Origin of the sequence: Endozoicomonas acroporae (assembly GCF_002864045.1) — a bacterium.
Lineage (GTDB): Bacteria > Pseudomonadota > Gammaproteobacteria > Pseudomonadales > Endozoicomonadaceae > Endozoicomonas > Endozoicomonas acroporae.
Genome location: NZ_PJPV01000085.1, coordinates 1 through 23989, shown reverse-complemented (window position 1 = coordinate 23989; position 23989 = coordinate 1). Strand labels below are relative to the sequence as shown.

Below are 23989 nucleotides of genomic sequence, written 5' to 3'. Positions count from 1 at the left end.
CTTTTGTGCAGAGATAAGCTGCTAAGGAATTGTCCTTAAATAATTCCGACATTTTAAACTCGGTCTCCGTTCATCCTGAGCGCCCTTCGACTCCGCTCAGGATGAACGGTCGAAGGGTGACTGGCACGATAATCGAGGCCGGAGTACACGCCCTTCGACAGGCTCAGGACGAACGGAGTTTCGAGGCTCAGAAATGTCGGAATTATTTCGGGCCAATTCCTAACCCGCAAGCTTGCCCAGCAACGTTTCTGTTGCCTTAAACCTCTGTTCCGAAGTTTCCATTGCGTCAATGTACTTTAAGATGCTGCTGCCTTCCAGCCTGAACTGCTGAGGGCTTGACTGGATAAGGTTAATAATCAGCATAGGATCGACACTGGGCTGCTCTTCAAACTCGACCCTTGCTTCTTTGCTGCTGGCATCCAGTTTCTTGATGCCCAGCTTCTGGGCACAGAGTTTTAACTTCATCTGACGGAACAGGTTTTTGGCCGGGTCGGGCAAGAGGCCGAACCGGTCAATCAGCTCAACCTGAAGGTTCTTTAGCTTTTCCTCATTATCAGCGGCGGCAATTCTCTTATAGAGAATCAAGCGGCTATGGACATCGTGAATATAATCTTCAGGCAACAGGGCCGGAAGCCGTAAGTTCACTTCTGTGCCATGGTTCAAGGGCTGGTCCGGATTGGGCGTTTCGCCGTTGCGGATGGCGTTAACGGCACGCTCAAGCATCTCGGTGTAGAGTGTAAAGCCAACACTCTGTATCTGGCCGCTCTGACCTTCGCCCAGCAGTTCACCCGCACCCCTGATCTCCAGGTCGTTCGAGGCCAGCATAAACCCGGCACCAAGGGTTTGTGCTTCCGATATGGCTTCAAGACGTTTCGCGGCATCAGCCGTCATCGATTTCGGTGTCGGTGTTAACAGATAAGCGTAGGCCTGGTGGTGTGAGCGACCAACCCTGCCTCTAAGCTGATGCAGTTGGGCCAGGCCAAACTTGTCAGCCCTGTTGATGATGATGGTATTGGCATTAGGGATATCGATGCCGGTTTCAATAATGGTTGTGCATACCAGAACGTTGTAGCGCTTGTGGTAAAAATCGGACATCACCTGTTCAAGCTGACGCTCACGCATCTGGCCATGACCGGTGATGACCCGTGCTTCAGGAATCAGTTCCTGAAGGTCGCTGGCTACTTTTTCGATGGATTCCACCTGATTGTGAAGATAGTACACCTGCCCGCCACGAAGCAGCTCCCGGAGGATCGCTTCTTTCACCAGGGGTTGATCATATTGCCGGACAAAGGTTTTCACCGAGAGTCGCCGTGCCGGCGGTGTCGCGATAATGGACAGGTCGCGAATACCGGACATGGCCATATTGAGCGTTCTTGGAATGGGTGTTGCGGTCAGGGTCAGGATATCAACCTCGGACCTCAATGACTTGAGCTTTTCCTTGTGTCGGACCCCAAAGCGGTGTTCTTCATCGATAATAAGCAGGCCAAGATCTTTAAAGGTCAGGTCGCCCTGGAGAATCTTGTGGGTACCAATAATAATATCCAGTTTGCCTTCAGTGAGCCGCTCTTTTACCTGATCCACGGCTTTTTGCGACTTGAATCGTGAAATAACATCAATTTCTACGGGCCAGTCCGCAAATCGATCGCGGAAACTTTCGTAGTGCTGTTGCGCCAGCAGCGTTGTGGGAACCAGAATGGCCACCTGTTTACCGCTATGGGCCGCAAGGAAAGCGGCCCGCATGGCAACTTCTGTTTTACCAAAGCCCACATCACCACAGACCAGGCGATCCATTGGTTTTGGTGCGCACATATCGCCAATAACGGCGGCAATGGTCTGTTGCTGATCCGGCGTTTCTTCAAACGGAAAGGCCGCAGCAAAAGCCAGATAGTTCTGCTCCGGCTCAGTGAAGGGAAACCCTTTTCGTGCTTCTCTGCGGGCATAAATATCCAGCAGTTCAACGGCCACGTCCCTGGCTTTTTCGGCGGCCTTACGCCGCACCTTGCTCCATTGTTCACTGCCCAGTCGGTGCAGCGGGGCAAGTTCATCATCGGCACCGGTGTATCGGGAAATCAGGTGGAGAGAAGCGACAGGTACATAGAGTTTGGCTTCGTTGGCATATTCCAGGGTCAGAAACTCCGTGGTCTGGCCATCCACTGCCAGTGTTTCCAGCCCTCTGTATCTGCCAACCCCATGGTCAATATGCACCACGGGGGCTCCGATTCTTAACTCGGTCAGGTTGCGAATAACCTGGTCGGTACTGTGTTCGTCTTCTGTCTTCCGCCGTCTGGTCTGTTGTACTCTCTGGCCGAGCAAAAGTGCTTCCGGGATAACGGCAATTTGTTCTTCCGGTAGATACAGTCCGTTGTCCAGCAGCCCGGTACTGACCGCCAGGGCGGGCTTTTCTTTAAGAAATGCGGACCAGCCATCACAAAGGTCAGGGGTTATATTATTCTGGCTCAGCAGCTCCAGCAGTACTTCCCGCCGCCCGGCACTTTCGGCGACCAGCAGGACATGATGAATGTCATTTATAAAGGTTTTGAGGTGGGCCAGTGGTTGCTCAAGCCGGGCATTAATGGTCAGTTCCGGCAATTCCTCACGGTTTAAATTAAATCGACCGGCCTTGGGTGCAACAGGCTGCTCAAACAGTGTGACTCTGGGGAAGTCGTTCAGTTTGCTGTATAGCTCCTCCGAGGGCATCAGAACCCGGGATGGTGGAAGTATTGGCCTTTGCGGATCAACACGGCGGTTGTCATAACGTGCATGAACATCCGAATAAAAATGATCCAGCGATGAACCCACGGTGTCGTAGATCAGTATTCGGGTGTTTTGTGGCATGTAGTCGAAAAGCGTTGACGTCTCCTCAAAGAAGAGAGGCAGGTAGTATTCAATGCCCGGGCTGGCAATACCTTTGTTGATATCCTGGTAAATCGGGCATTCACGATAGTTAACGTCAAAGGTTTCCTGAAAATTACTGCGAAATAACGCTATCCCTTGCTTATCCAGGGGGAATTCATGCCCCGGTAGCAGTTGTATCTCCTCAACCGTTGCAATGGAGCGTTGCGTTTCAGGATCAAACGTTCTCAGTGACTCTATCTCATCGTCAAACAGATCAACCCGATAGGGCGTGTCAGCCCCCATGGGAAAAATATCAACAATCGAGCCACGGATAGCGAACTCGCCATGTTCCATCACTGAGTCAACACAGCGATATCCGGCCTGCTCAAACTGGCCCCGGCGTTCATCAATGATAAACCGGGTGCCCGGTTGCAACGACAGGCAGCTGCCCAGCAGATAGTTCTTCGGACACAGGCGGTGCAACAGCGTCGTTACGGGCACAATCAGAATTTTTTTTCGGCCACGGTTGTCGGTCAGGGGAAGGTGGTAGAGCGTTGACAGTCGCTGGGAAATAATATCCTGATGGGGTGAGAAGGTATCGTAGGGCAGTATTTCCCAGTCCGGCATTTGCTGAACATTAATGTTTGCTTCTTCAGCAAGGAAGAAGGCCAGTTCTTCTTCCAGCCGGTTTGCTGATGAACTGTCCGGCGTAATAATCATCAGCGGCAGGTTGTCCGATACCGCAGCACAGGAAATGGTCAAGGCAGGCCCGGCTTTCGCGAGATTTCCCCACTGAAGCTTGTCGCCGGGGTGGGTTGGCAGAGGAATAGTGTGTTGAAACATGAAAATCCTGAAGGCTCTCCTGATTTACCCCAAATACAGATATAAGTGGTGGATTGTAGCGGTTGTGATCCTGTTCTCCCAGTATCCCCAGCGGGAAATGGCGGAATAAGGAGGAAAATCAACGGCAGAAAGATTACCGGTGTTAATGTTTGATAATCTTTGTTGCCTCGAACACCATCAACAAGGATAATAACCAAGGAACATAAGTCCCAAATAAGGGATTGTATTTAAAACAGAAATAATAAACGGGAATTTATCGTGGTAGCAGACCGTTTTCAGGACTGGAAAGAGCGTGAAGCACTGGCTGAGTCAATGATCCCACTGATCGGCAAGCTGTATAGGAATCACCATGTTGTCACGTCTGTGTTTGGGCATCCCGTCATTAACCGCTCCGTAATCAGCCTGCTGAAAGCGCACAAGTTTGTCCGTCAGATTGAGGACAATGGTCTTTCTGTCCGTGAGACTTACCCTGTGCTGGAAATTCTGGCAGGCCTTGATCTGGGACCATCCCGTATTGATATTGGCAAGCTGGCGGTTGGCTACCGGGCGGAAGCTGAAGGCCGGTCACTGGAAGAGTACGTCACCGGTCAAGTAGCGTCAGTGACTAATGGCCATAAACAGACTTTGGGCCCGGGTCAGGATGTCGTATTGTATGGCTTTGGCCGGATTGGCCGTTTGCTGGCCAGAATCCTCATTGAGCGCGCGGGCAGTGGCTCTGGTATTAATCTGAGGGCCTTGGTTGTCAGGCCCGGCGGTGCAGGCAATGATCTTCAGAAACGGGCCAGCCTGTTGCGTCGCGACTCGGTTCATGGCTCTTTCCAGGGCACTATATCTGTTGATGAAGAGAATAAGGTTATTTATGCCAACGGTGTGGCCATCCAGGTTATTTATTCCAACAGCCCGGATTCCATCGATTACACCCGGTATGGCATTAACCATGCCGTGATTGTCGACAACACCGGTAAATGGCGTGATAAAGAGGGATTGGGCCTGCATTTGCAGTCAAAGGGAGTATCCAGGGTTCTGCTGACAGCACCGGGTAAAGGGGATATCAAGAATATTGTTTATGGGGTAAATCATAACGATATTGAGCCGGACGATCAGATTCTTTCCGCCGCCTCCTGTACCACTAACGCGATCACGCCGGTGTTGAAGGCCATTAATGATGAGTTTGGTGTTGAACACGGTCATGTAGAGACGGTTCACTCTTACACCAATGACCAGAATCTGATTGATAATTACCACAAAGGTGAGCGTCGTGGACGCAGCGCTGTACTGAATATGGTCATTACCGAAACCGGGGCAGCGAAAGCCGTTGCCAGGGCGTTGCCTGAACTTGAGGGCAAGTTGACGGGGAATGCTATTCGGGTGCCGACCCCGAATGTTTCCCTGGCCATCCTTAACCTGTCCCTGGACAAGGCCACCACCGTTGAAGAGCTTAATCGCTTTATCAGGGAGACCTCACTGTATTCCAGCCTTCAGAAACAGGTGGATTACGTCACCTCTGTTGAAGCAGTTTCCAGTGATTTTGTGGGTAGCCGTCGAGCTGGTGTTGTGGATGGACAAGCCACTATTGTTGACGGCAAACGCTGTGTGCTTTACGTCTGGTATGACAATGAGTTCGGTTACAGCTGCCAGGTCAACCGGATACTTCAGTTTATGTCTGGTGCGATGTACCCGTCGGTTCCATAAAACACTCGTTTGTCAGTAGTGATGAACACTTCACAGAGTGACTGATTAGCCGAACAACTAATCAGTCACTCTGTAGATCCTGCCTTTTTCACTTCTTATCCCGCTTTACCATTACGACCTGTGTACATTGATATTGGTCAACAATGAGTGAGATTGGTCGTCCTCTAAATTGTAACCATTCTCATTTACGTATATATTCAGTTCAATTGACATTTTGTCAGGCAGCAACCATTCCACACTAAAACCCCGACAAAAAAACAGGTTCTGGCTCTGGCAGATGATTTAGGTGCAAATATCTTGGTCGTTTTTGCGAGTTATTACCTGCTGTGCAGAAAAAACGCTTACCAAACCGACTGAATGATGCCTGTGGAGAAGATGTACATGAAGGTGACATTGGGTGAACTGAAAACCGGTGAATGTGGCCGGGTAACCGCTTTTGCGGATGCTGGCAGTGCTTACCGGCGGAAATTGCTGGCAATGGGCCTGACGCCCGGAACCCGGTTCACGGTTTGTCGTGTTGCGCCATTGGGGGACCCAATCCAGTTGGAAGTCAGGGGCTTCCAATTATCGATTCGAAAGGATGAAGCCGCTGTTGTAGAGGTTTCCAGAACATGAAAAAACACGTTGTTGCAATTGTCGGAAATCCTAACTGTGGTAAGACAACGCTGTTTAACGCGCTGACCGGTGCCCGGCAGCGGGTTGGCAACTGGCCAGGCGTTACTGTGGAAAAACGCAGTGGTTTTTATACCTTTGCAGATAACGCCATAGAAGTCGTTGATCTGCCCGGAACCTATTGTCTTGATGTCGTTGACAGCGATGTCTCTCTTGATGAAAAGGTGGCGCGGGATTATATCCTGAAGCGTGAAGCTGATTTAATTATCAATATTCTTGATGCTTCAAATATCGAAAGAAATCTGTACCTGACCACTCAATTGCTGGACATGGGTGCTCCGGTCATCGTTGTGCTCAATATGATGGACGTTGCCAGGGAAAAGGGCATGGATATTGATATTGACAAGCTGGCTGAGGAACTCGGCTGTCCGGTGCTGCCCCTGGTTGCCAGCAAGTCAGGCAATATCAAAGCCTTTTTACAAAATATTAATGATTTTCTGAATAATGGTATCTCCGTAGCCCCGCCATTGAACCTTGGTGAACAGCTGGAACAGGCCATTGCCGTTATTGAAGCGACCCTTGAAGCGTCTGTGAATCTTGATAGTCCGCTGTCCCGACGCTGGTATGCCCTGAAGTTACTGGAAGGTGACACTGTGCCTCTGCCGGAACTGACCTGGCAGGTGGTCAATGAGGCTACCCGGCAGCGTCATGTCATTGAGGCTGCCCTTGAGGAAGATCTGGATATTATTCTGGCCAGTCGGCGTTATGATGTGGTTGGTCAGCTTATGGAGTCAGTGATTCGTGAGCGGGGCGTTGTCAGTCACCGGCTGAGTGAGTCCATTGATCGTGTGGTACTGAACCGGGTGCTTGGGTTCCCCATTTTCCTGGGTGTCATGTATCTGATGTTCATGTTCACCATTAACTTCGGCAGTGCCTTTATCGACTTTTTCGATATCTTTACCGGGACTCTGCTGGTGGACGGTCTGGGCCACTGGCTGAACTCGGTTGGTGCTCCCGCCTGGGCAGTGACGTTACTGGCGGATGGTGTGGGTGGCGGTATCCAGACAGTGTCGACATTTATCCCGGTGATTGCTTTCCTGTTTCTGTTTCTTTCCATACTGGAAGACTCGGGATACATGGCCAGGGCTGCTTTTGTCATTGACCGGCTCATGCGCTTTCTGGGGCTTCCGGGCAAAGCCTTTGTTCCCATGCTGGTGGGCTTTGGCTGCAACGTGCCTGCGATTATGGCAGCACGGACACTGGACAATGAAAAGGACCGGCTGTTAACCATCTCCATGGCTCCGTTTATGTCCTGCGGTGCCCGATTGCCGGTGTATGCACTGTTTGCCGCTGCATTTTTCCCGGAGTCCGGCCAGAATGTGGTGTTTATTTTGTATCTGGTGGGTATTCTGGCGGCAATATTTACCGGGCTGATTCTCAAGCAGAGCATCCTTAGCGGCGACAGTTCACCATTTATTATGGAGTTGCCCAATTACCATTTGCCATCGGTGACTCAGGTCATGTTACGCACCTGGGATCGTCTCAAGGCTTTTCTCCTGCGTGCTGGCAAAGCGATTGTGATGGTGGTAGTCGTGCTGAACACCCTGAATGCTATTGGTACCGATGGCTCTTTCGGTCACCAGAACACTCAGAACTCCATGCTCAGCAAGATTGGCCAAGCCATTACCCCGGTATTTGCCCCCATGGGTATGACGGAAGAAAACTGGCCTGCGGCTGTAGGGCTGTTTACAGGTATTCTGGCGAAAGAAGCCGTTGTGGGTACGCTTGACTCAATGTACGGTGCCATTGCCGCGTCTGAAAACGCTGACAGCGAGGGTGAAACGACGTTTGACCTGTTGGCAGGCTTGCAGGAAGCCGTTGCCACTATTCCAGCCAATCTGAGTGGTTTAAGTGGCACACTGGCAGATCCTCTGGGTGTCGAAGTTGGCGATCTGACCGATCTGGAGGCGGTTGCCGAAGAGCAGGCAGTCAAGGTCAGCACCTTCTCTGTTATGGCAGGCCTGTTCCCCAGTCATGCTGCGGTCATTGCCTACTTATTGATGATCCTTCTTTATACTCCCTGCGTAGCAGCATTAGGTGCCATTTACCGGGAAACCACCCTGGGCTGGACGCTGTTCATTTCCGGATGGACTTTCTTCCTTGGCTATGCGGTTGCCACTATTTATTACCAGTTGTCACTGGTATCTGTGCAGCCCGGCGAAACGCTACTTTGGGTGGTATCGATCATGCTGATGATGTTTATTGTGGTTACCTTGATGAAGCGCATGGGAGCCTCAGTACTGCAAGGGCGGATGGATGTCAGCCCGCAATGATATCCCAGGCAAGACATCGTAAACGCAAAGCGTGGCCAAAAGCACTCTCAGTGCTTTTGGCCATTCACCGGAACCTGACAGGCGCTGACCATGCTGATCAAAATCCGCGATTATTTGAAACAGCAGAAAGTGTGCTCTCTGGCTGACCTCAGTGTGAAATTCAATACCACACCTGAGGCCATGCGAGGGATGCTCTCACACTGGCTAAGGAAAGGTCAGTTGAGCTGTGAACAGCCGGGTTGCTTTGTGGCTTGCAAAAAGGGGTGTGTTTCCTGTGACCCTGCCGAGTTGGAGATCTATCGCTGGCAGGGGAAGTCTCAACATATTCCATTGAGTCTTATCGGCTGACTGACTTTCAGAGCATATTTGCTGTTCCTGCATCAAAAATCTATGTACCCCTGAGCTCCTTTACCATTACATCATCATGATATAGTTGGCGTTTTTTACATAACGCTGGTCTGCTTCTTCGCCATTTTAATAGTCAAACAGATGTTTGATTATTATCATCCAGTAACATGATGGAACTTTCAAAACAAACGATAGTCCAAAAAATTGAGATCAACAGTTTTTTCAGTTTTCTGAAAAGTTTCTTATGGAGTAGGAGATAGACTATGTTTATTCACGGTACTATGGGTAATACAGGTACTACATACAAAGTTCCCCTGAGTGGTTTTGACAAGACGTCTGGGCATGCATTTGGAATGAAAGTTGAAGAGCAGGATGGAGTTTCACTTGAGTTACAAATTATAAGCAATGATGAGGGTGAACTTGCTTCTGATCTTTTTAAAGATAATGAAGATTATGTTCTGTTGATAAAAAAAGATGAGCTTGAGAAGCTGCAGGTTACAAACCCTGAAGTATTTACTGGATTATACAATGCCAGACCCGTTCCTGAAGCATCAGAAAGTGTCTTTTCAAGAGTATGTACCCTTGTAGCTGATATTATTTCTGCCTATCTGAACACAGGACAACGTTAATTGATTAAGTCCCCGGCTTTTAAGGTTAAGTGGGCTGAACTTGATAAAGAAAAACAGGTGTCTGGTAAAGATCGTTGGCCTTAAGCGTCCTTACCGGCACTCTGCCTGATAAACTGAAGGTGTGGGTAAGTAACCAGCAACCAGGTGGCAGTTGAGGAATCAATTCTCTTTCAACACGTTCCATCGCTCCGGGATACAAATAGCAAACAACAAGGCCCGCGTTACCAGGGGCTGCCTTGAAGAAATCCGCTTTTATAACATCGATCCCATACCTTGCCTCAGCAAACAGGGCTGGAACCGGAGAACGTTCCCAGGCCTCAATTTTTTTGTCAGGGTATTTTTCTCTTAAAGTGGGAATCAGGTGTCCCCAGCCACAACCAAGCTCCATAACATGACCGGACACGTTATCTGGAAGGATATCTCTGATCGCCGCCCTGACTTTTCGCGAGGTGGGAGTAGGGCCAATGCCCAGGCGCAGGGTCCAGAAGAGAATAGAGACGGTGATCAGACCGGCTGCCACCAGAAACGCGGTGGTCATTATTAATGAGTTCAAGGGATTATGCGCTAATCTTCAACACGTTCCCAGGTTTGCGAACGGCCAATCAGCGCGAACCCGATATAACCACGAACTTCCAGTTTACTGCCATCTTCCAGCACTTTCATGTTAGCGCTGTAGACTTTCCCGGATTCAGGATCGACGATTTTTCCATCGTCATATTTGCTGCCTTGCTTTTTCATGCCCCAGAGTATGGTCATGCCCTGAACTTTCTGATCTTTGAGGTCGCCCTGGCACTGGTCACAAATACTGTCCTGTTTGGCAGGGTCAAGAATCTGTGTCACTTTGCCAGACAGTTTGCCATTTTCCTCGAAGATTGTGACATAACTTTTTGCTTTACCCGTGCTGTCATCAATGGTTTTCCATAGCCCCAGGGGCGAAGCCGCCAGGCTGAATGAGGACAGGCAGAGGGACAACAATCCAGCGCCCAGGGCGCGTTTTCTCGGGAACATGTGAGGGAGTCTCCAAAACCCCGGAATTTTCCGGCGTTTATTGTAATCATTCCATTGTGGTGTCATTCAGGTAGAACAGTTTGCCCCGGACACTTCTGCGAAATTCAGAAGGCGTGAGCTGGTAGCGACGTTTGAACAATCTGGAAAAATAATCAGCGTCGGCATATCCCACCTGCAGGGCAATTTCGGCAATGCCCAGGTTGGTATTCTTTAATAGATCACTGGCCTGATCAAGCCTGATTTTGCCGACATACTCCATTGGCGGGGAACCGGTGGCCTGTTGAAAGCGACGATTCAGTGTCCGGGCATTCAAGCCCGACAGTCTGCCAAGGGCAGCCAGAGAGATTTCACTGGCGAAATGGTGGTGGATAAAGTCCTGCAGGTTGACGATCACTTCATCCTGGTGGGTTGTGGCATGATCTTCAGCAAAATGGGTGTCTTTGAAGGGCTTTCTGATTTCATGGGAGAACTGCTGTTCAACCTTTTGGGCGATGGACTCGCCAAACGCTACGCCAATCATGTGCACCATCAGGTCAGCGACCGAATTGACACTGCCAGCGCAATAAATACGACCTGCCCGGGTGATCAGGTGATTGGGTTTGAACTCAATATCCGGGAAAAAACGTTGCAGTTTTTCCATGTAAAACCAGTGGGTTGTGGCTGGTTTTTGATCCAGAAGCCCGGTTTCTGCCATAAACGCCACCCCGGTACCAGCTGCGGCAAATACGGCACCGGCATCGTGTTGGCGTTTTAACCACTCAATGATTTCCGGATGTTTCCTGACCACCGGAATCGGGTTGCGCCAGAGCGCAGGAATCAGGATCAGATCACCATAGCCGCTCTGTTTAAAGGTTCTGTCCGGTGTCAGTCTCAGGCCGCCAGTGGTGGTGATGGGGGCGGGCGTACTGGCACAGAAATGAACTTCAATACTTTTTTTATTGGCTGACAGTCGGGTGTAGGTCATTGCCGCTTCCAGCATCTCAAGGGGTAATGTCACACTGGTACTGATCATATGCTCCACCATAGGGATCAGTACCCGGTTTAACTGGATTGGGGGGGGTTGTTGGAACATTGGCGTAAAACTGCTCGGTGATGTGTCTTTTTTGTCCGTATTCGTGTCTTTTTCGTCCGGTTAAGTTTATCACGAAATCATTAAACTAGTGCCAACTTCATTTAATTCTTAATTTGCATTCATAACAACCTGATCGCTACTCAGACTTTGAGTGGCTGATCATTCCGTTGTTATACAGGAGTGTGGTTTGTCCAGATTACCCGTTATTGTTGCTCAAGGTGGGGTCAGCCCAGCTGGAAGAACCTCTGGTTTTCATGGCTACCGTCGTTTGGTGCTGGAATGCCTGAGTGACCGGTCGCAGCACGAAACCCTTGCTGCGCTTGGTACGTTGAGAAATCTGCCACAAGACAGCAGTCGGGAAGATATTCTGTCGGGCACATTGATTCGCCAGCTGGAAAACAACCTGTTTAATCCGCAAGCCATTCCTTTTCATCAGGCCATTCAGGCTGAGTCCGGATCGGAAATTATTCTGAAGGGCCGTCGTTTACCCAATCCACTGCCCGATGGCTGGCAGTTAGAAAAACTGGAAGATGGCCAGATCAAGGTGAAAATCGAAGGCGGCCAGCCGTTAATGATTCCTTCCATCCGTGAATCACTGGTCAATGCCGCGGGTCAGCTGCCCAGTGGGTTTGCGCCGGAAAAGCTGTACCAGTCCCGGAACCACCCCAGGTCACTGACAATGACGGTGTTCGGTGCATCCGATGCGATTTATTCTTCCGGTATGGACTGGCCTGCGGTCAAGCAGAAGCTAAGCCCTGAACAGGTTGCGGTCTATTCCGGCAGTGCCATGAGCCAACTGGATTTTAACGGCAATGGCGGTTTGCTTCAGTCCCGCTTGCTGGGAAAACGGGTGACTTCCAAGCAGTGTCCACTGGGTTTTGCCGAGATGTCGGCGGATTTTATCAATGCCTATATCCTTGGCTCTCTGGGTGGCACGGGTACCAATATGGGAGCCTGTGCCACCATGCTTTACAACCTGGAGCAGGCTGTTTCTGAAATTCGCAGTGGCCGCCGTCGTCTGGTGATTGTGGGCAACAGTGAAGCGCCAATTACCTCGGAAGTCATGGAAGGTTATTCCACCATGGGGGCTTTGACCACGGATGCGGCACTGCGGAAACTGGATGGTTTGTCGGATTCTGACCATCCGGACTGGCGCAGAGCCTGTCGTCCATTTGCCGACAATGCCGGTTTCACCATTGCCGAATCCAGCCAGTTTCTGGTGTTGATGGATGACGAACTGGCCCTTGAATGTGGTGCACAGATCCTGGGATCGGTGGCGGATGTCTTTATTAATGCGGATGGTTTCAAGAAGTCTATTTCTGCCCCGGGAGCCGGTAATCATTTGACCGTGGCCCGGGCTGCCGCCCTGGGCAGAGCCATTGCTGGCGAAGACGCCCTTCGTTACCGGAGTTTTGTTCAGGCCCATGGCACAGGAACGCCGCAGAACCGGGTGACCGAGTCGCAGATTCTCAGTGAAACCGCAAAAGTGTTTGGTATGGAAAGCTGGCCGGTGGCTGCGGTTAAAAGTTACCTTGGTCATTCCATCGGCGCAGCGGGTGGTGATCAGATTATGGCGACACTCGGCGTCTGGAAGCATGGATTTATTCCCGGTATCAGAACGATCAATGGCCTGGCTGAAGACGTTTATTCGGAAAATCTCAATATTCTGCTGAATCACCTGGAAACCGGGGCTGATCAGATGGATCTTGCCCTGATTAATGCCAAGGGTTTTGGTGGCAACAATGCCACAGCCCTGCTGCTCAGCCCGGAAATAACCCGAAAAATGCTGAAAGCCCGCCATGGTGATAAGGCCATGACGCAGTGGCAACAGAAAAATGAGACAGTCACCCAGCAGCAGGATGACTATGAACAGCGCTGCCAGAGCAGTGATGCAAACCCCATTTATCAGTTTGGTGAGGGTGTGCTGGACGGTTCTGACCTAACCTTTACGGAAAAACAAGTAAATGTTCCGGGCTATGGGAAGGCGCTAGATCTGGAGATGGAAAACCCGTTCTGGCAGTTTAACGGATAACATCGTGGGGGCTGCCCTTAGTGATTCGCTCATTTCTGTGAAGTTGCGAGACAACGCAATCTATTCGTTTTAAAGTGCTTGCAAACCTATCAATTCAGTGGCGTACAGGTGAGCCATTATGTTTAAGCACTTATTACTGCTTCTGCTGATGTCCGGGTTCGTGATAACCCGGGCCTCAGATGAATCGTTACCGGGCAGATTGAACGTTGAACAAGCACAGTCAACGGTAGTGACGCTCTACAGTGATCAAGCCCTGGTCAGCCAGAGGTTCGATACCCGACCCGATGGGCAGGGCAGTCTGAAGATTGCCGGTCTGCCGATCAACCGGCTTGATGGCAGTCTTAATCTTGAATACGTCGATGGTGATACCGTTTACCGGCCTGAGGACGTTTTCTGGCATCAGGGCGGCCTGGATCGCGATAATTACTACCGGAATCTGCTTGGCAAAAACGTTGAACTGTTTGGTGGCAGTCTCAACGTTGCCATTCAGGGAAAACTGGTCAGCTACCAGCAGGGAATCGGGCTGGTGGAAGGCAACAATGGCCGTCAGTATTTGATTGATTATCATGATCCCCAGGGGTTGAGGATACTGTCACTGACCGCTTCGGAGATTCAGGGAGAAAATCTCCAGTATGTAAAGGCGGATTTTGGCCAGCAGCCGGTGAGTGGTTCCCTGAAGCTCGCGTATATTACGCCTCAATTAAGCTATGACAGTCATTATCGGTTAACGCTTTTATCCCACAACCAGGGACGTCTGGAATTAAAAACGCTGCTAACCAACAGTGCCAATATCAACTTCGATCAGGCAACCATTCGTCTTGTGGCCGGTGGTGAAGGAGGCGTTGCCGAGTTTTACCAAAAGAACCGGATGCTTAAAGCCTCGGCTATGGCAGATACCGTTGACTACGGGGAACGTGTCGGTGACGTATTGCTGACCACCTTACCAAAGGACACCGTTCTTCCCGCCAATAGCAGACAGCTGATGGATCTTTTCTCAGAACCACTGCATCTTGAAAAGCTATATACCCTTGACGTATATGGGCGCTCCACCGGTGGCAGAACGGCCACGGCTGAACGACCCAGGCTGACCTGGAAATTTGCGGCCCCCCTGGATCTCCCACCTGCACCGGTTCGTCTGTATGAACAGGATCCGGAGGGTGGCTATATCATCAGTGGTCACTCATGGTTACCCAAAACCACGGCAGGAGATAGTGCCTGGTTGACCATGGGAGAAGCGCTGGCCGTTCGTGTTGAGCGTAACCGTCTTGATCTTGAACAGAAGAGTGATAAAGAGCTGGTGGTAAAATGGCAGGCAACGGTCTCTAATGACCAGCAAGACAGTATTACGCTGTTGTTAAGAGAGCGTGACAGCAACCTGATAAAGTTCGACAGTGTCAGGGGAGCCACGCTGGAAAAGCCGGATCAGCTTCGTGTTGAGGTGGCTGCCGGTACCCGCAAAACCATACATTATACGACTAAATACCGTCGTTGATGACAGGAGGTTGGTTTGCGCTATTCATCCATTGTTGTACTGACCGGTGCGGGTATCTCTGCCGAGTCCGGAATCAGAACATTCCGGGCCAGTGACGGGCTCTGGGAGAATCATCCTGTTGACGATGTGGCAACCCCTGAAGGCTACGCCCGAAACCCCGTACTGGTACAACGCTTTTACAACGATAGAAGGCGGCAGCTGAACTCAGTTAAACCAAACCGTGCTCACCAGGTACTTGCCGCGTTTGAACGTCATTTCTCCGGAAGTTTTCTTCTGGTGACGCAAAATGTTGATGATCTCCATGAGCGGGCAGGGAGCAACCGGCTGATTCACATGCATGGTGAGTTATTGAAAGTTCACTGCCAGGAGACAGGGCAGGTTTTTTATTGGGATCAGGATGTTACCGTCGACACTCCCTGTGAATGCTGCGGTGTTGCCGGTAATCTTCGTCCACATATTGTCTGGTTTGGTGAGATGCCTTTACGGATGGATGAGATTTATCAGGCACTGTCCGTCTGTGATCTCTTTGTTTCCATTGGTACGTCAGGAAACGTCTATCCCGCTGCCGGGTTCTTTCAGGAGGCTGCTGCAGCAGGAGCAAAGACGGTTGAATTGAACCTTGAGCCGGGCAATCACGCCTCTTTGTTTGATGAACAGTATTACGGTGCAGCTACCAAAGTGGTTGACCGTTTCTTCAGTTCGCTGTTGTGATATGGGTTTGGGAAACTTAATGCAGAAAAGTTGATGATAAATTAAAAAGTCTATTACGTCTGTTTAGACCATTTCATAAAGAACCAGGCATAAATTTATCTTATATTGAATTCCTTTTTTATATTCGTTCACTTAGTCGGGAAATCTATGAAGATGATCCTATTGAGCAATTTTTCAGGGAGGTTGTATTTATGGGCCATACGGAAGCAGCAAAATGGGCGTTGAAGGCAGGTGGGCCGAAAGTTGAGAAAATAATTCCGGAAGTCCGCAGTGAGGCTGCTAAGTCAGCGGATTTTACTGTCGCACAGACGCTGTTAAAGCTTGGTATCAGCACATTTACTCAAGAGGAAAAAGATCACTGCCTGAGACGTTCCATGGCAGTGGAGACTCCTGTTGAGAATATCAAAGCCTGGATTGAATTCGGTGGCCGAATAGACGACAAGTTTCTGGATGATAAGTTAAGATTCGCAGCAGAAAATAATCGTTTCCAGGTTGGGGAATACGATAAAGTATTGTCGCAGTTTTATCCTGAGGACAAACTTAACCAAAATTTAATGGCGGCAGTATCTGACGAGGATCTGACCCAGGCAAAACAGTGGCAGCTGTTGGGTGGGAAAGCAGCCACATCAGAAATTGAAGAGCGTATTGAACACCATTATAGGAACAACCCATTACGGATGCTGTCGTACTGGTGTTAATGGTTGTGGCACCTGTAAGTTGTATATCTGAGCTTGGCTGCAACTCTTAGGGAAGACATTAAGCGCCTACTCCCAGATTCGGGAAGTTGAAGAAGGAACGACGAAGAACACAAAGAAGAGATGTTCTATTCCTTCGTGCTCTTTGCCATTTGCCGTGAAAGAAAAATTGCCACGGAGACACAGAGGCACGGAGACAAGATAAAGTTTTACCTCTGTGTCTCCGTGCCTCCGTGGCAAATCTTTCATACCAGAGGGTGACGAACAATCGTCATGAGTATTTGTGTACTTCGTGTTTCTATGTTTATTTATTTGGACATATCGAACAAATTATTAATGAATTCATATGAGAACATACCTTCACTAATACAATAGCGAATCAATGGGGTAATCGGTTTTAAATTTTGACAGAATTTGGTTACGATTGCATAACCATTTTTACATTCATAAGCTGAACTTGGTGTAGCTACATGCATGTTAGGCAACTCATCTTTGCATGATTGAAGATTTTTCCCGAATAGCTCACCCTCAAATGCAAAAGAAATTTTCTTTTCTATCTCATCTGATACAAAATAACCCTCAGGCGTATAAAGTTTTTTTTCCCAGAGATCCCATCTCCAATTATCGGGGTTGTCAGGATTTTTTGAAGCGGTACTGATCCTCGAATCTTGCGGTGCTGACAATGAATAATGCTTTATCAAATAATCACTCAATGGTTGGGCAACTTGTTTGGGTGTGCAGCCTAATTCTGAAGCGGCATTTTCAATACCATCATCAGCAGTTTTGATAATTTTTGTTACAAAATCATTAAATTTCCCCTGATCCTCTTCACTTATTACAGTTGCATAAGAGGTAAAATCTGGTGATTGTTGCGGGCGATAACTTACTGGTGGGTTCAGCATTGAAAGACCTTCCTCGCTAATTTGAAGTAGATGTTAACATTCGAATGGTGAAGAGTAATGAATCATTCAGAATCTCTTAATGATACACTCTTACCTAATCGGACTGTTTGACACGAAAATCGTTCCCTCTTTGAAAAATTATTTATCCAGCAAGATAGCCCATTGCCTCTTCCAGGCCATTAATGGTCAGCGGGAACATTTTGCCTTCCATCTGCTCATCAATCAGTCGTGTTGATGAGGTATATTGCCAGGCATGTTCCGGGGAGGGGTTCAGCCATGCGACCCGGTCAAAGTGCGCTTTCAGCCGTGACATCCAGACCTGACCGGCCTCTTCATTGAAATGTTCGACACTGCCGCCGGGTGAGGTAATTTCATAGGGAGACATGGCGGCGTCGCCCACAAAAATCACCCGGTAATCCTTGCTCGTTGTTACTGGTGATAATGACTATAATGTGAAAACGGTTCTTGAGTCATGATGGAAGGGAAGAGGTTACTGGCCTTTTTTTTCTCTTCTTTTTTCTACTTTTTGATTTACCTGTTTGCTCTTCTGAATGTCCTTCGGTAGTTAAGTCACAGTGATCTTGCCATCCTTTATCGTCAGTAACATATGGCTCACCTGCCCCTCGCGTTTGAGTATGTGGTACAGAGCCATGCCGCTGTTCCAGGATGTCCACCCTGATCTTTATTTGATCAATACATCGTTTTATTGAGTCCGGGCTCCAAAGCTGGTTAACCGGGATTTCAATGACCTCAAATCCTGATTTTTGCAGCAGTGCGATTTTCAGCAGAGTCGAACCATTCCTGGTTTTGAAATCACCACCCACGTAATGCGACGGCCCCTGAATTTCAATCACAACGTTGTGATCTGGCAGAAGCAGGTCAACTGGAGGTAATGAGTTCAGACTCTTTTCTTCTTCAATTTTCAAAGAGGGAATAGATGATTGGAGTCGGTTGCGGAATTCGGCTTGGGTTTTTGAAATGGCTGTCTGGTAATGGCGGACAACCAGACTCGGTCTGCCAAGCCAAATGGCGGCCATGATCATGATGGATTGATCCTCTTCATTATCTGGCGAGGCATTTTCCAGGCGAGTCAACAGGTCATCCATGTGCTTTTCAAGTACGTTATTTTTATTGGTATTGGAGACCAGAGACAACCTGGCACAGCACACCATGACTCCCCAGAGAGACATCGATATATCTTGTTGAGGGAGTTGAGGGTTTTCACTGATTCTGTACACAAGAGATTCGAACGAAGAGGTAACCACGTTCAACTCAACGAGCTCACCCAGTTTCGCCATGGCCCACAGCAGGTTGGCGATATGCTGAGGAATAAATTGGTCTTTCTGTGCGTTCACGAGGGGCAACAGCGCGGCCACGGCCTCGTTGAGCTCCTGTGTCTGCTCCTGCCCGTGGTCCACCAGTTTCGCCATGGCCCACAGCAGGTTGGTGATATGCTGAGGAATAAATTGGTCTTTCTGTGCGTTCACGAGGGGCAGCAGGGCGGCCACGGCCTCGTTGAGCCCGGGTGTTGTCTGCTTCTGCTCGTTGTCCACCAGTTTCGCCATGGCCCACAGCAGGTTGGCAATGGCCTGGGCATTAAGTTGGTTTTTTTGTGCGTTCACGAGGGGCAGCAGGGCGGCCACGGCCTCGTTGAGCCCCTGTGTCCGCTCCAGCCCGTTGTCCACCAGTTTCGCCATGGCCCACAACAGGTTGGCGATTCCCTGGGCATTGAGTTGGTTTTTCTGTGCGTTCACGAGGGGCAACAGGGCGGCCACGGCCGCTTTAAACTCTGGTGTCCACTCCTGCCTGTTGTCCACCAGTTTCGTAATGGCCCACAGCAGGTTGGCAATGGCCTGGGCATTAAGTTGGTTTTTCTGTGCGTTCACGAGGGGCAACAAGGCGACCACGGCCTCGTTGAGCCCCTGTGTCTGCTTCTGCCCGTGGTCCACCAGTTTCGCCATGGCCCACAGCAGGTTGGCGATATGCTGAGGAATAAATTGGTTTTTCTGTGCGTTCACGAGGGGCAACAGGGCGGCCACGGCCTCGTTGAGCCCCCGTGTCCGCTCCAGCCCGTTATCCACCAGTTTCGCCATAGCCCACAGCAGGTTGGCAATGGCCTGGGCATTAAGTTGGTTTTTCTGTGCGTTCACGAGGGGCAACAGGGCGACCACGGCCTTGTTGAGCCCTGGTGTCCGCTCCAGCCCGTTGTCCACCAGTTTCGCCATGGCCCACAGCAGGTTGGCAATGCCCTGGGCCTTAAGTTGGTCTTTCTGTGCGTTCACGTGGGGCAACAGCGCGACAACGGCCTCGTTGAGCCCTGATGTCCGCTCCAGCCCGTTGTCCACCAGTTTCGCCATGGCCCACAGCAGGTTGGCAATGCCCTGGGCCTTAAATTGGTCTTTCTTTGCGTTCACGTGGGGCAACAGCGCGACAACGGCCTCGTTGAACTGTGATGTCCGCTTCTGCCCGTTGTCCACCAGTTTCGCCATGACCCACAGCAGGTTGGCGATACCTCGGGCATCAATATTCCTGGCTTCAGTTTTTTGGCTGCAGTTAAATATTATTGCATCAATTAGCGTTGACAATAAGTGAGCTTGAGTAAGCTTAACACGCTCATCCATGGGTTTATGAAAGGTAAAAACACCCGCTGAAGTAAATGAATGAAGTGTTGTCGTCAGGCTTCGCCAATCCCAGCGCCGTGTTGGGGTAAAATTTTGCAGCATACGTATCAGCTGGCTTTGTTCAGATCGATTTAACGGTCTTTGAGCAGCTGACGTGTATTTTTTAATCGAACTGGCAAATTGACCGTGATATCTCCCATCATAGCGATGACCGAAACGATCCGATTTTCTCACCAGATCATCCATTATTTCCTGTTTGATGAGAGCATTAAAATCTTGAGCAGGGTTAACTGAACGGCAATGTAAATGTTGAGAAGAGCGTGCGCCAGAAGAAAGGTAAAGTTCATTACGCCCCGGAGCATTGCGGGGGGGATTATCACATTGTCTGACTGTGGCATGTCTATATCGTCCACGCCCTGAAGAAGGGGCATGGTCATTCGGTTGGTTGTAATGATTACCTGATCTTGTGTATTTACCACTGATACCAGCAGAGCTTCTATCCATAATTATATTTCATTAATTCATGAAAATATAAAAAGCAGACTGCTGTTCTGTTCAGAAGTTCATTTTGCTGAACTGTCTATAAACGCAAGTGGTTGGAGGAGAACATCTACTCTGAATTGTGAAAACGGTTCCTGAGTCATGATGGCAGGGGGACGATTACGGGCTGTTTTTTTTCATCCTATTTCCTGGTTTGCCGGTTTGCTCTTTTAAACGCTCTTCGATGGTTAAGTAGCAGTGATCTGAGGGTTGCCATGCTTTATTGGTAGTAACGAGTGTCTCATCTGCCCACCCGATGTTAAGTGCCACAGAGCCATGACTCTGTGGCAGGATGTTTACCCTGGCCTTTATTTGATCAATAAATGGTTTCCTTAAATCCTGGTGCCAAAGCTGGTTAGCCGGAATTTCAATGACCTCAAATCCTGCTTTTTGCAGCAGTGCGATTTTCAGCAGAGTCGAACCCTTCCTGGTTTTGAAATCGCCACTCACGTAATGAGACGGTCCCTGAACTTCAATCACAATGTTGTGATCTGGCAGTAGCAGGTCAACCGGAGGTAATGAGTTCAGACTCTTTTCTTCTTCAATCTTCAAAGAGGGCATGCATGATTGGAGTTGATTGCGGACGACAGTTTGAGGTTTTGAAGTCATCGTCGGGTAATGGGGGTCCAACGGACACACTCTGCCAAGCCAACTTGCGGCCATGGCAATGATGGTTTGATCCTCTTCATTATCCGGGGATGTATTTTCCAGGCGAGTAAACAGGTCATCCATGTGCTTTTCAAGCACGTTATATTTATTGGCAGTGGAGACCAGAGAAAGCCTGGCACAGCATACCATGACTCCCCAGAGAGACATCAATATGGCTTTCTGAGAGAGCTGAGGGTTTTCACTGATTTTGTGGACAAGCGATTTGAAGATAGAGGTAACCAGGTTCAGCTCAACGAGCTCACCCGGTTTCGCCATGGCCCAGAGCAGGACGGCGATTTCCTGTGGTTTAAAGTTAGCTTTCTGTGCATTCACGTGGGGCAACAGCGCTGTGACGGCCTCTTTAAACTCGAGTGTCTGCTCCTGCACGTCGTCCACCAGTTTCGCAGTGGCCCACAGCAGGTTGGCAATTTCCTGTGGTTTAAAGTTAGCTTTCTGTTCGTTCACTTGGGGCAACAGCGTGGTGACGGCTTTTTTGAGCTCTGGTGTCGGCTCTTGCACGTCGTCCACCAATTTCACCATGGCCCACAGCAGGTTGGCGATCCCCTGGGCATTAAATTGGTCTTTCTGCGCATTCACTTGGGGCAACAGGGCAACCACGGCCTCTTTGAGCACTGGTGTCTGCTCCTGCCCGTTGTCCACCAGTTTCGCCACGGCCCACAGCAGGTTGGTGACCCCTTGGGCATTAAATTGGTCTTTCTTTGCGTTCACAAGGGGCAACAGGGCGACCACGGCTTCCATGAGACCTGTTGCCTGCTCCTGCCGGTTGTCCACCAGTTTCGCCATGGCCCAGAGCAGGATGGCGATTTCCTGTGGTTTAAAGTTAGCTTTCTGTGCCTTCACGTGGGGCAACAGCACGGCCACGGTTGCGCTGAATTCTGGTGTCTGTTCTTGACCGTTGTCCGACAGTTTCGCCATGGCCCACAGGAGGTTGGCAATATGCTGGGCATTAAATTGGTCTTTATGTTCGTTCACTTGCGACAACAGTGCGGCCACAGCCTCTTTGAGCTCTGGTGGTGTCCACTCCTGGCCGTTGTCCAGGAGTTTTGCCATGACCCACAGCAGGTTGACGATATGCTGAGAAGTAAATTGGTCTTTCCGTGCGATCACGTGGGGTAACAGTGCGGCCACAGCCCCGTAGAACTCTGGTGACCACTTCTGGCCGTTGTCCACCAGCTTCGCCATGGCCCACAGCAGGTTGGTGATTTCCTGTGGTTTAAAATTAGCTTTTTGTGCGTTCACATGGGGTAATTGCGCAGCCACAGCTTCTTTAAGCTCTGGTGTCCATTTCTGGCCATTGTCCACCAGTTTCGCCATGCCCCACAGCAGGTTGGCGATCCCTTGAGCGTTAAATTGGTCTTGCTGAGTGTTCACTTTGGGTAACAATGCAGCCAATGCCTTGTTGAGCCCCGGTGTCCGCTCCTGCCCGTTGTCCACCAGTTTCGCCATGGCCCACAGCAGGTTGGCGATACCCTGGGCATTAAATTGGTCTTTCTGTGCGCTCACGAGGGGCAACAGGGCGACCACGGCTTCTTTGAGCCCTGGTGTCTGCTCCTGCTCGTTGTCCACCAGTTTCGCCATGGCCCACAGCAGGTTGGTGATTTCCTGTGGATTAAAGCAAGCTTTTTTTGTGTTTACTTGGGGCAACAGCGCAGCCACAGCCTCTTTGAGTTCTGGTGTCTGCTCCTGCTCGTTGTCCAACAGTTTCGCCATGGCCCACAGCAGGTTAACGATAGCCTGAGGAATAAATTGGTCTTTCTGTACGTTCACGTGGGGCAACAGAGCTAACATGGCCTTTTTAAGGTGTGGTGTCTGCATCTGACCGTTGTCCACCAGTTTCGCCATGGCCCACAGCAGGTTGGCGATACCCTGGGCATTAAATTGGTCTTTCTGTGCGCTCACGAGGGTCAACAGGGCGACCACGGCTTCTTTGAGCCCTGGTGTCTGCTCCTGCTCGTTGTCCACCAGTTTCGCCATGGCCCACAGCAGGTTGGCAATATGCTGGGCATTAAATTGGTCTTTCTGTGCGTTCACGTAGGACAAAAGCGTGGCCACGGCCTCGTTGAGCCCGGGTGTCCGCTCCTGGCCGTTGTCCACCAGTTTCGCCATGGCCCACAGCAGATTGGCAATGCCCTGGGCCTTAAATTGGTCTTTCTGTGCGATCACGTGGAGCAACAGGGCGGCCACAGCCCCGTTGAACTCTGATGTCCGCTTCTGCCCGTGGTCCACCAGTTTCGCCATGGCCCACAACAGGTTGGCGATTCCCCGGGCATCAATATCCCTGGCTTGAGGTTTTTGATTGCACTTGAATATTACTGCATCAAGTAGCATTGACAATAAGGCAGCTTGAGTAAACCTGACACGCTCATCCATGGGTTTATAAGGGGTAAAAACACCCGCTGAAGTCAATGAATGAAGGGTTGTCGTCAGGCTTCGCCAATCCCAACGCCGTGTTGGGGTAAAATTTTGCAGCATACGTATCAGTTGGCTTTGTTCCGCCCGGTTTAACGGTCTTTTAGCAGCTGACGTGTATTTTTTAATTGAACTGGCATATCGACCGTGATCTCTCCCATCATAGCGATGACCGAAATGATCCGATTTACTCACCAGACCATCCATTATTTCCTGTTTGATAAGGGCATTAAAATCTTGAGCAGAGCTTACTGAACGGCACTGTAGATGTTGAGAAGAACGTGTGCCAGAAGAGTGGTAAAAGTCATTGCGACCCGGTGTAGTGCGGGGGGGATTACTCCATTGTCTGACTGTGGCATATCTGTATCGTCCACGCCCTGAAGAAGGTGCATGGTCACTCGGTTGGTTGTAATCATTACCTGATCTTGTGTATTTATCACTGATACCAGCAGAGCTTCTATCCATAATTATATTTCATTAATTCATGAAAATATAAAAAGCAGACTGCTGTTGTGTTCTGTTCAGAAGTTCATTTTGCTGAGTTTA

At 49.8% G+C, this 23989-nt stretch carries 16 protein-coding genes and 1 pseudogene; 9 read left to right on the top strand and 8 right to left on the bottom strand.

Translation table 11 applies throughout. The features are described 5' to 3' along the window. Positions 1 to 219: 219 nt before the first annotated feature. Positions 220 to 3678, bottom strand: coding sequence for a transcription-repair coupling factor (gene mfd, locus CX664_RS14955; protein WP_101747517.1), 3459 nt, complete (start codon positions 3676 to 3678; stop codon positions 220 to 222). Positions 3679 to 3936: 258 nt separating this feature from the next. On the opposite strand from mfd, the gene CX664_RS14950 reads away from it, so the two are divergent. The 5 genes from CX664_RS14950 to CX664_RS14930 all read left to right on the top strand — a co-directional run bounded on the left by CX664_RS14950 (position 3937) and on the right by CX664_RS14930 (position 9292). Next, positions 3937 to 5370: a glyceraldehyde-3-phosphate dehydrogenase gene (locus tag CX664_RS14950; RefSeq protein WP_101747515.1), complete on the top strand. Its 1434-nt coding sequence runs from the start codon at positions 3937 to 3939 to the stop codon at positions 5368 to 5370. Between the two features lie 381 nt (positions 5371 to 5751). Beyond that, positions 5752 to 5985 carry a FeoA family protein gene (locus tag CX664_RS14945; protein WP_101747532.1) on the top strand — a complete coding sequence of 78 codons (234 nt, stop codon included), beginning with the start codon at positions 5752 to 5754 and terminating at the stop codon, positions 5983 to 5985. After that, the gene (gene feoB / locus CX664_RS14940) at positions 5982 to 8315 is read left to right on the top strand and encodes a Fe(2+) transporter permease subunit FeoB (RefSeq protein WP_101747514.1); all 2334 of its coding nucleotides are present in this window, start codon (positions 5982 to 5984) and stop codon (positions 8313 to 8315) included. Before CX664_RS14945 ends, feoB begins: the two co-directional genes overlap by 4 nt. 90 nt (positions 8316 to 8405) lie before the next feature. Further along, on the top strand, positions 8406 to 8663 hold the full coding sequence (locus tag CX664_RS14935) for a FeoC-like transcriptional regulator (RefSeq protein ID WP_101747513.1): 258 nt from the start codon (positions 8406 to 8408) through the stop codon (positions 8661 to 8663). Between the two features lie 263 nt (positions 8664 to 8926). After that, positions 8927 to 9292, top strand: coding sequence for a hypothetical protein (locus CX664_RS14930; protein WP_101747512.1), 366 nt, complete (start codon positions 8927 to 8929; stop codon positions 9290 to 9292). Positions 9293 to 9317: 25 nt separating this feature from the next. Here the strand turns inward: CX664_RS14930 and CX664_RS14925 are convergent, their stop codons facing one another. Genes CX664_RS14925 through CX664_RS14915 form a run of 3 tightly spaced genes read right to left on the bottom strand, consistent with a single transcriptional unit; the run spans position 9318 to position 11372 of the window. Then, complete coding sequence (locus tag CX664_RS14925; protein WP_101747511.1) at positions 9318 to 9830, bottom strand: class I SAM-dependent methyltransferase; 513 nt, start codon at positions 9828 to 9830, stop codon at positions 9318 to 9320. Positions 9831 to 9856: 26 nt separating this feature from the next. Continuing rightward, on the bottom strand, positions 9857 to 10300 hold the full coding sequence (locus CX664_RS14920; protein ID WP_101747509.1) for a DUF2147 domain-containing protein: 444 nt from the start codon (positions 10298 to 10300) through the stop codon (positions 9857 to 9859). A 46-nt stretch (positions 10301 to 10346) separates the two neighbouring features. Further along, positions 10347 to 11372, bottom strand: a complete 1026-nt coding sequence (locus tag CX664_RS14915) for a GlxA family transcriptional regulator (RefSeq protein ID WP_101747508.1) — start codon at positions 11370 to 11372, stop codon at positions 10347 to 10349. A gap of 187 nt (positions 11373 to 11559) precedes the next feature. Between CX664_RS14915 and CX664_RS14910 the strand changes: the two genes are divergently transcribed. From CX664_RS14910 to CX664_RS14895, 4 genes are all read left to right on the top strand, one after another. Continuing rightward, positions 11560 to 13404 (top strand): beta-ketoacyl synthase, encoded by a 1845-nt coding sequence (locus tag CX664_RS14910; protein ID WP_101747507.1) that lies wholly within the window; start codon positions 11560 to 11562, stop codon positions 13402 to 13404. Positions 13405 to 13522: 118 nt separating this feature from the next. Further along, positions 13523 to 14896, top strand: coding sequence for a hypothetical protein (locus tag CX664_RS14905; RefSeq protein WP_101747506.1), 1374 nt, complete (start codon positions 13523 to 13525; stop codon positions 14894 to 14896). 15 nt (positions 14897 to 14911) lie between these two features. After that, complete coding sequence (gene cobB, locus CX664_RS14900; RefSeq protein WP_101747504.1) at positions 14912 to 15607, top strand: Sir2 family NAD+-dependent deacetylase; 696 nt, start codon at positions 14912 to 14914, stop codon at positions 15605 to 15607. Positions 15608 to 15798: 191 nt separating this feature from the next. Next, positions 15799 to 16305, top strand: a complete 507-nt coding sequence (locus CX664_RS14895) for a hypothetical protein (RefSeq protein ID WP_101747503.1) — start codon at positions 15799 to 15801, stop codon at positions 16303 to 16305. A gap of 305 nt (positions 16306 to 16610) precedes the next feature. On the opposite strand, the gene CX664_RS14890 is transcribed toward CX664_RS14895, so the two are convergent. The 4 genes and pseudogenes from CX664_RS14890 to CX664_RS14875 form a co-directional block, all read right to left on the bottom strand. After that, positions 16611 to 17204, bottom strand: a complete 594-nt coding sequence (locus CX664_RS14890) for a hypothetical protein (protein WP_101747502.1) — start codon at positions 17202 to 17204, stop codon at positions 16611 to 16613. A gap of 142 nt (positions 17205 to 17346) precedes the next feature. Beyond that, positions 17347 to 17634 (bottom strand): annotated as a pseudogene (locus CX664_RS14885) (hypothetical protein); the annotation flags it as partial. 40 nt (positions 17635 to 17674) lie between these two features. Beyond that, complete coding sequence (locus CX664_RS14880; RefSeq protein WP_101747501.1) at positions 17675 to 20329, bottom strand: RAP domain-containing protein; 2655 nt, start codon at positions 20327 to 20329, stop codon at positions 17675 to 17677. 156 nt (positions 20330 to 20485) lie between these two features. Continuing rightward, a complete protein-coding gene (locus CX664_RS14875; protein WP_101747500.1) occupies positions 20486 to 23908 on the bottom strand; it encodes an RAP domain-containing protein in 3423 nt (1140 codons plus the stop codon). Between the last annotated feature and the right edge of the window lie 81 nt (positions 23909 to 23989).

What these genes read in the sequence shown, in the direction of transcription:
- mfd (WP_101747517.1), bottom strand. Translation starts at nt 3,678, where the DNA reads ATGTTTCAACACACTATTCCTCTGCCAACCCACCCCGGCGACAAGCTT.
- CX664_RS14945 (WP_101747532.1), top strand. Translation starts at nt 5,752, where the DNA reads ATGAAGGTGACATTGGGTGAACTGAAAACCGGTGAATGTGGCCGGGTA.
- feoB (WP_101747514.1), top strand. Translation starts at nt 5,982, where the DNA reads ATGAAAAAACACGTTGTTGCAATTGTCGGAAATCCTAACTGTGGTAAG.
- CX664_RS14935 (WP_101747513.1), top strand. Translation starts at nt 8,406, where the DNA reads ATGCTGATCAAAATCCGCGATTATTTGAAACAGCAGAAAGTGTGCTCT.
- CX664_RS14930 (WP_101747512.1), top strand. Translation starts at nt 8,927, where the DNA reads ATGTTTATTCACGGTACTATGGGTAATACAGGTACTACATACAAAGTT.
- CX664_RS14925 (WP_101747511.1), bottom strand. Translation starts at nt 9,830, where the DNA reads ATGACCACCGCGTTTCTGGTGGCAGCCGGTCTGATCACCGTCTCTATT.
- CX664_RS14920 (WP_101747509.1), bottom strand. Translation starts at nt 10,300, where the DNA reads ATGTTCCCGAGAAAACGCGCCCTGGGCGCTGGATTGTTGTCCCTCTGC.
- CX664_RS14915 (WP_101747508.1), bottom strand. Translation starts at nt 11,372, where the DNA reads ATGTTCCAACAACCCCCCCCAATCCAGTTAAACCGGGTACTGATCCCT.
- CX664_RS14905 (WP_101747506.1), top strand. Translation starts at nt 13,523, where the DNA reads ATGTTTAAGCACTTATTACTGCTTCTGCTGATGTCCGGGTTCGTGATA.
- CX664_RS14895 (WP_101747503.1), top strand. Translation starts at nt 15,799, where the DNA reads ATGGGCCATACGGAAGCAGCAAAATGGGCGTTGAAGGCAGGTGGGCCG.
- CX664_RS14890 (WP_101747502.1), bottom strand. Translation starts at nt 17,204, where the DNA reads ATGCTGAACCCACCAGTAAGTTATCGCCCGCAACAATCACCAGATTTT.
- CX664_RS14880 (WP_101747501.1), bottom strand. Translation starts at nt 20,329, where the DNA reads ATGGATAGAAGCTCTGCTGGTATCAGTGGTAAATACACAAGATCAGGT.
- CX664_RS14875 (WP_101747500.1), bottom strand. Translation starts at nt 23,908, where the DNA reads ATGGATAGAAGCTCTGCTGGTATCAGTGATAAATACACAAGATCAGGT.